Origin of the sequence: Faecalibacterium sp. DFI.5.82, assembly GCF_029076575.1 — a bacterium.
Lineage (GTDB): Bacteria > Bacillota > Clostridia > Oscillospirales > Ruminococcaceae > Faecalibacterium > Faecalibacterium duncaniae.
This window is the reverse complement of sequence record NZ_JARFIS010000233.1, coordinates 1-335: the sequence shown is the minus strand read 5'-3', so window position 1 is coordinate 335 and position 335 is coordinate 1. Positions and strand designations below refer to the sequence as shown.

General features: G+C 60.6%; 1 protein-coding gene. It reads left to right on the top strand.

What is annotated here, in order from left to right; translation table 11 throughout:
- Positions 1–335 (top strand): DUF4982 domain-containing protein (locus P0G09_RS16390; protein ID WP_342760548.1); only part of this gene is annotated, 335 nt, incomplete at both ends.

Genomic DNA, 335 nt, shown 5'->3' with positions numbered 1-335 from the left:
CAGGCACTGTACCACGAGCATCTGGCTCAGGTGTTCGAGGATCGTCCCTGGGTGTGGGCTACCCACTGCTGGAACATGTTCGACTTTGGCGGTGCTGCCCGCCACGAGGGCGGCGTTGCAGGCCGCAACAACAAGGGCCTGATGACCATTGACCGCAAGACCAAGAAGGACAGCTACTTTGTCTACCAGGCATACTGGTCCAAGCTGCCCATGGTCCACATCGCCGGCCGCCGCCATGCACAGCGCGCAGGCGATACCACCGAGATCAAGGTCTACTCCAACCAGGACAACGTTGTGCTGTACGTCAACGGCAAGGAAGTCGGCCAGCAGACTGC